The sequence below is a fragment of the Haladaptatus sp. W1 genome (genome assembly GCF_001723155.1).
Classification (GTDB): domain Archaea; phylum Halobacteriota; class Halobacteria; order Halobacteriales; family Haladaptataceae; genus Haladaptatus; species Haladaptatus paucihalophilus.
This window is the reverse complement of the sequence record NZ_MEIH01000161.1, coordinates 1-6,870: the sequence shown is the minus strand read 5'-3', so window position 1 is coordinate 6,870 and position 6,870 is coordinate 1. Positions and strand designations below refer to the sequence as shown.

The window sequence follows — 6,870 nt, the reverse complement described above, 5'->3', positions numbered from 1 at the left end:
TTCGTCGCTTCGGTATCGAGCTGAAGTGTGGTTTTCATCTGTTTTCCCCTCTATTTCCGCCCCTTTGGTCGCGGGTCGCTCGTCGGTGAGCTACTACATACCACTGGAGGGAGTAAAAAGGAGGTTCTGACCACCGTATCAAAACGTCGCGTGTAAATCGTCATGGAATTCTCTCGATAATTACAAAAGTATAGTTATGGTTTGGGAGATGATTAAATAGATGGCTATTGTTATGATTGGTCATGGCTTCACCGGGAACAGTCCGACTGCTGGCCGCCCTCCGGGAGGGGTCACTCGACGAGGTTCGACCGATACTCGACATCGAGACGGGGTTGGTGACGTACCCCGATGCGACCGAATATCTCGACGACAGCGACGGTCAAACCTTCGAAGTGCTGGAAACGCTGGCCGAACGAGACCTTCTCCACCGCGAGTTTCAGGAAAAACAGTACATCTGCCCCCGCTGCGAGGCGAAGGGGATGCAGTACACCACGGCCTGCCCGTCGTGTGAATCGCCACAGACGATTCGGACGGACAGATACCGACACCCCGACTGCGGTTACGAGGGGATGCGCGAGCAGTTCGTCGGCGACGACGTCATCGTCTGTCCGAACTGCGACACCGAACTGGAGTCGTTGAAACACCTCGAAGCGAACGCCGCGCACGTCTGCGAGGACTGTGACGAGGTGTTCGAGACGCCGAAACACCGGCTTCGATGCCGGGACTGCTTCTACGTCTCGGACCCGCTGCAAACCATCGAGCGGGTGCTGTATCGCTACTTCCTGAGCGAGGGCGGTGCCCACTGGGTCGACGAGCAACTGACCGCCCGGCAGTCGGTCGCCGAGGCGTTCGAGGAACGACAGCTCCGCACCGAAATCGATACCGTCGTCACCGACGGCGCGGGCGAGGAGGTACCGGTTCACGTCTACGCGCGCGACGACCTGCTCAACGACCGGGTCATCGCGGCGATTCACGAACGCCCGGACGAGAACGATATCGCCGCCCTGACGTCGCTCGCGGCGGACGTCGGCGCGCGTGCGACACTCGTCACCACGTCCGGGGAGATAGTCGGCGAACGCGCCGGGAGCCTCCTCTCGGACGACGACTTGACGGTGCTTCGGTTGACGAACGACGACGCCCTGAAACGCGAGTACGAGGTCGTCGCCGACGAGCGCGCCAGCAATTCCTTCGTCGGGCGGCTCGCCGACATCTTCAAACCACAGAACGGGTAATCGCCGGACGTCCGGACATTTTCGACGACGTTGAAGCAACGATGGGCGCTCACCGAGCGCGCCGTCCCCCGAAGCGTCGCGGTCAGAACGCCGTCATCGACCGAACGTCGGACCGCTACAACAGCGACCCATCGTCCGAACCGTCGGTTCCGTTCGTCGTTCCCGTCGTGACGGTGCTCGTGTCAGTTGCGTTGCCGACGATTCCGCCGACGGCAGTCGAGGCGTTTTGGACGAGTCCGGTCGTGGTATTCGCCGTGTCGTCGACGATGGCGGTCGTATTACTGACCGCCGTCGTGACGCCGTCCGTCGTGTTCTCGGCACTGTCGTCGAGTACCTCGGTCGTCTCGTTTACTCCGTCCGTGACCGTATCCGAGCTTCCAGCCACCTGCTCCGTCGCGTTGTCGATACCGTCAGTGACCGAATCCGTGGTCTCGTCAACCCCGCTCGTGACTGAATTCGACGCGTTATCGACCGTATCCGTTCCGTCATCGACTCCGTTCGAGACGTCGCGTGTCGTGTCGTCCACCGCATCCGTGACGTCATCCACGCCGTCCGTGACGTCGCGTGTCGTGTCGTTTACGGTATCCGTCCCCCCGTCCACGCCGTCGGTCGTGTTATCCACGCGGTTCGTAATTTCGTCGGTCGTGTTATCGACCGTATCCGTTCCCTCGTCCACGCCGTCCGTGACGTTCCCCGTGGTGTCGTTCAGGTGATCCGTGAGGTTGTCCGATGCGTTCTTTGCCCCGTCCGTGACGTTATCGACTCCATCCCCGGCCCGCTTCGTGGTGTCCCCAGTGTCGTCCGTTCGGTTATCGACGTCTCCGCTCTCGCCCACGGTGTCGTTCACCACGTCCCCGACGTCTCGCGGTCTGTCGCCAACGTCGGGTCCGCCCGACCGATTCTCGTCTCCGACCGGATCATCGGCCGGAGTCGGTGTCGCGCCGGTGTCGTCGCCTCCATCGTTCGTCGTATTCCCTCCCAACTGGTCGAGGAACCGATCGCCGATGCGCTTCGGAACGCGGAACGATATCGAATCGGCCGTCGCCCGTTCGAAACGCATCTCGGCCCCCTGGAGCATCGTCTTTTTCAACACCGCGTCGTGAAACGTCAACCGAACGCTCGCGCCGTCATCCGTGGATTTCGCCCCGATACAAATCCTCTCGGCGTGCATCCGAGCGATATCGACAGAGAGTGCACCGTCGCTCGTTCCCCCGTCGAGGGCCCCGGACATCGCCTCCTCGACGTGGAGGTTTCGAGCGTTCTGGCCGAATGCGGGAAACGTCGTGTTCCGGAACGTAACGTCCCGGAAGCAGTGTGTCGCACCCGGCTGCGTCTGCTGTTCTGGTATTCCCGGTCGTTCATGCCGTGTCGCTGCTGTCGGCGCGGTCGAGGCGACCACGAGACAGAAGGCGACGGCGAGGATGGCTCGATGTTCCATCGAATATCACTGTCGATTGTGGTTATCTCTACCATACCGTTTCAGCTGCATATTTATTCCCGCCGTAATACACGGTTATTTATATGCCGTCGCGTCTGCGACGGACGTCACTCTCACCGTCCGAAAAGGGTGGAAAAGAGGTGCGCTTCGGCCTTTCGAAGGTGTTCGTCCACGGTACTCGGTGCACATTCCAGTCGTTCCGCGATGTCCGCGTGAGTGGCCTGTCGCGGTATCTGATAGTACCCGTGTTTGACGGCGGTTTCGAGCACTTCGCGCTGTCGGTCAGTCAGTCCGGAGAACAGGTGGTCGGAGTCCGGTGCGTACTCTCCGGTCTGTTCGACGCGAATGTCGATTCGCTGCGGTAGTTCGCGGAACGCTCGCTGTATCATCTCCTGCGTCCCGACGACGGTTGCGAGGATGTCTCCGGAGTCGGTGTACATGAGCGGCGTGTCGATGATGAGCGCGTACTTCTCGACGACGTACATGAGCGTCCCCGCCGGTTCACCGGCTTCGACGTAGATGTAGATATGGAACGACCCGTCGTGGACGTCGAGGATATCGTAGGCCAACACGGATTCGTGTGCGTCCAAATCCTCCACGAGTCCGTCCGAGTTCCCCCGAAGTCGATAGAGGAGGACGCCGCCGCCGTTGAAGATGGAATTGACGTGGAGGAGTTGGTCCCGCGTCACGTCGGCCCGCGCCGCGATGACATCTCCGACCGGATGGATGCCCCGACCGTCGAGCACTAATTTGAGCGTTAGAAATCTCATCATCCGATTCTAACACGCACTCATCTCCCGAATATACATAATTATTTATCTATTAAACGGTGTCCGGTGTCCGATAGCACGGGGAAAACGGACGGTCGGACCCCCCGATGTCACGCTCCTGTTGCCGCCTCGTCCGTGTCGAGTTCCGGTCGTTCCCATGCGACACAGAGGGCACCGCCGACCGTTCCGAGCAACATTCCCACGCCGAATCCGCCGAGCGCCCCGAAAATCGATGCGACCGACAGCAGTATTCCCGCGGCACCGAAGAACTCGGCTAACTCCGGGCGCAGAAGGGCGAAGACGCCACAGAGGAAGACGAAGACGGCGAACACCAACCCCGCGAACATGAACGTACTCGGAACGAGCGCGAAGGTCATGGCCAGCTGTGCCGGGATGATGCCGATGACGAGTCCGGCGAGGATGACGAGGAGCGCTCCCCAGAATGGTCGTTCGTGTCGCCACGACGCGAAGTTCGAGCGGTACGATGTGAGCTGTGATGTGTGTGTGGACATGTCGTGTTCCTCCAATCGTTCGGTTCAGTTTACGCTCCTGCCGCACACTGGCTCGTCGGGAAACTCGTCTCGTTCTCGGGGTTCACGACCGTCTTGACGTGCGCTCCGGAGAGCGTGATACTCCGCAGGAACTGACTTTGTGCCCGTATCTCCCCGTCGTCGATGACGATGGTGGGTGCCGAGAGCGAGAACGAACTCTTCACGGTACCCGGTTCGGACGTCGTCTTCTGGCTCTTCATCTTGAGGTTCCCCCGTAAATAGGTGAACTTCTGGGTCATTCCCGAGAACTTCACCGCCTTATCGGAACTGATCATGAGACGGATGGTGTTACCACCGCCGGGCATCCCATCGGGAACTTCGACGTCCTTGTACATCTTCAGTCCCGTTATCTCCCCTTTGTCGATCTTTGCGACCGCCGACGGATACGTCCCGCATTCGCTGGAGTTCTCCAGCGACGCGTACTGTGTGAACCCTTGACCCTGTAACTGGTCGAACGTCACCGTGAACCCGCCCACTCCGGCCGTGGGCACCGCGATGGCGACGCCACCTGCCATGACCGCGCCGACGGTTCCGGCTTGAAGCACCAATGCCGCGACGATCACGATAGCAAACTTTCTGGTATTGATTGCCATACACATACCAACGATCATTTATTACATTAAGGGTTGGCGCGGTTTTACCCGGGAATATACAAGGGGAGGATTTTAAATCAATAAATTTACTATGAGAGAGATATGCAATTCAAAATTTTATTACTTATGGTGTCGGACAGATACCGCGGTTCGGTACCGTTCCCGGAGGCGGAAACGGACCGTCTCCCGTCGGTCATCCGTGTCTCGTCGCGGATTTCGCACCGCGCCGTCTGTCCGTCGTCCGTTCAGTCGTAACGCGTGAGAAAAAGAGCGCTTTCGTCTCGTTTCGGTACCTACGGGTTCACGCGACCTACATCGGTTCGATGGAACAACCGTGGTCGGTTTCGTCGACGTGCGACTCAGCCCGCGATTCCGCGCCGATGCGTGATGGGTGGAAACCGATCTGTCCGCAGGATTCACACTGTATTCTGTACATGGATTCCGATTGCCTCGTCGTTTTCTTCACTATTAATAATTACTGTTGTGGCATCGTCTGCGATGCCGTCCGTTCGTCCGCGAAGAGGTGTGATTCGAGTCGCTCCGTCTCCCGTCTGGTCGTCTACTCCTGCTCCGTCATCCGTCGCGTCTCCTCTCGCTCCGTCACCCGACGTTCATCGCGCGTTCGACGACGCTCTCGCCGTACAGTTCCGCCAGCGCCTCGCGTTGGTCCGGGCGGTTCTCGTACACGTCTTGGAACAGGGAGACGGGCGTCATCGCGGCCTGATAGGTCGCCTCGTCCCACATCCGATCCTTGCTGATGTCGATTTCGATGCCGTCGATGACGACCGTCGCCGTCTGCGTCATCGAAATAGCGCCCGTCCCCGCTTCCTTGGCCGCTTCGAACTCCTCCATCGAGTCCACGATGTCGTCCATGCTCGGGACGTACTCGGTCATGTCGAGCAGTTCCTCGCGCAACTCGTCTTCGCCGAGGTCGCGCTCGTCGCCGCCGACCCGGAGGCTGTAGCCCGTCTCGGTTTCGTCCAGTCCGATCCGCTCGCCGTCGTAGAACTGGGTGCCGTCCTCCGATTCGAGTTCCGTCGTGCCGTCGCCCGTGTCGAGCAGCCAGCGGCCGGTCTCCGGCGGGAGCGGAGCCTTGTTCGCCTCGACGACTTGTCCGGGGGTGAGCGACCAGATGCCGATCATCCCCTTGGCCCGGTTGTCCTCCATCCGCTCGTTGTACCCCTCCACGTCCCGGATGTCGTCGTACGGCCCATCGACGGCGATGAGACCGGCGGCGCTCGCGCCGCGGGACGTGTTGTGGCGCAGTTCCGCCCACGGGGGCAGGCCGCCGGTGGGCGTCATCGCGCGCATGTCCTTGGTGTAGTCCACCTCGCCGTTCACGAGCAAGAACAGGCGTTCGAGGTTGTTGTCGGGCTTGCCCATCTCCTCGCGGAGGTCACCCATCGCCAGTTCCGCCGCCGCACTCTCGACGATGACCGACATTGCGAGGCTGCCCTCTTCGAGGCCGTACTCGTTCTCGACGATGGTGATGAACTCGTCTGCCTTCTTCCAGTCGTCGATGCCGCCGACCTCGGGAATCACGAACCCGTCGATGTGCTCGATGGCTCCCTTCTCGGGGTCCGCGATTCGGAGCAGGTGCTGAAAGCACCGATATCGCGTTTCGGGGCTGTCCCGATGCCAGACGATTCGGGGGTGGATTTCGCCGGGGAAATCGGCCCCGTGTTCGGACACCACTTCGACGATGTTGTCGGCACCCTCGTCGCGCATCGACGGGGCCGTCGCATCCTCGTTGTCGGGCACCCACACGTCCGGTGCCTGCATGCCTTGGAGCTGGGCCGCGCTCCGGATCATCTTGGCGGAGTCGTCCTCGCCCTCCACCGCCGTCGGCGAGGTGAAGAACGTCCGCACGAACTCGCGGTCGTGTCGCCGTCTCGCGCTCATCTCAGTCGTCTCCCCCTCGGAGGCGAGCGGTTCCTCTTCCGTCGAGTCCGACGTTATCGGGGTCGACTCGTCCTCCGAGAACCCTTCCGACTCCTCGATGCGCTCGCGGGCCTCGGGGTCGAACTGCGTCTCGATGTCCTGATACCGGCTCACGAACGAGAGTTCGTGGTGCGATTCGGTCGGGTGGCCGAGGTAGCGGCCTTCGAGGTCGAACTGCGCGCGTTCGTCGTCTTCGGCGAGACGTTCGAAGTCCTCGTAAACGCTGTGTGCGCCGGAGTGGAGCGCGAACAGCGTGATGAAGATGTACTTGTAGCCGAGGTTGCCCAGTTCCTCGAAGGTGAGCGGGTCTTCCTCCTCCGACCACGCGAACGACGAGGAGTAGTT

General features: G+C 60.8%; 6 protein-coding genes and 1 pseudogene. 1 reads left to right on the top strand and 6 read right to left on the bottom strand.

What is annotated here, in order from left to right:
• Positions 1 to 242 precede the first annotated feature (242 nt).
• Positions 243 to 1,232 (top strand): hypothetical protein, encoded by a 990-nt coding sequence (locus BG842_RS08690; protein ID WP_069450460.1) that lies wholly within the window; start codon positions 243 to 245, stop codon positions 1,230 to 1,232.
• 115 nt (positions 1,233 to 1,347) lie between these two features.
• Here the strand turns inward: BG842_RS08690 and BG842_RS08685 are convergent, their stop codons facing one another.
• The 6 genes and pseudogenes from BG842_RS08685 to BG842_RS27375 form a co-directional block, all read right to left on the bottom strand.
• Positions 1,348 to 2,670 (bottom strand): hypothetical protein, encoded by a 1,323-nt coding sequence (locus tag BG842_RS08685; RefSeq protein ID WP_069450459.1) that lies wholly within the window; start codon positions 2,668 to 2,670, stop codon positions 1,348 to 1,350.
• Positions 2,671 to 2,783: 113 nt separating this feature from the next.
• Positions 2,784 to 3,416 carry a helix-turn-helix domain-containing protein gene (locus tag BG842_RS08680; protein WP_069450458.1) on the bottom strand — a complete coding sequence of 211 codons (633 nt, stop codon included), beginning with the start codon at positions 3,414 to 3,416 and terminating at the stop codon, positions 2,784 to 2,786.
• 134 nt (positions 3,417 to 3,550) lie between these two features.
• On the bottom strand, positions 3,551 to 3,952 hold the full coding sequence (locus BG842_RS08675) for a DUF6114 domain-containing protein (RefSeq protein ID WP_254663002.1): 402 nt from the start codon (positions 3,950 to 3,952) through the stop codon (positions 3,551 to 3,553).
• 29 nt (positions 3,953 to 3,981) lie between these two features.
• Complete coding sequence (locus tag BG842_RS08670) at positions 3,982 to 4,584, bottom strand: DUF6230 family protein (RefSeq protein ID WP_069450456.1); 603 nt, start codon at positions 4,582 to 4,584, stop codon at positions 3,982 to 3,984.
• Between the two features lie 600 nt (positions 4,585 to 5,184).
• The gene (gene aceB, locus BG842_RS08665; RefSeq protein WP_069450461.1) at positions 5,185 to 6,486 is read right to left on the bottom strand and encodes a malate synthase AceB; all 1,302 of its coding nucleotides are present in this window, start codon (positions 6,484 to 6,486) and stop codon (positions 5,185 to 5,187) included.
• 36 nt (positions 6,487 to 6,522) lie between these two features.
• Positions 6,523 to 6,870 (bottom strand): annotated as a pseudogene (locus BG842_RS27375) (isocitrate lyase); the annotation flags it as partial.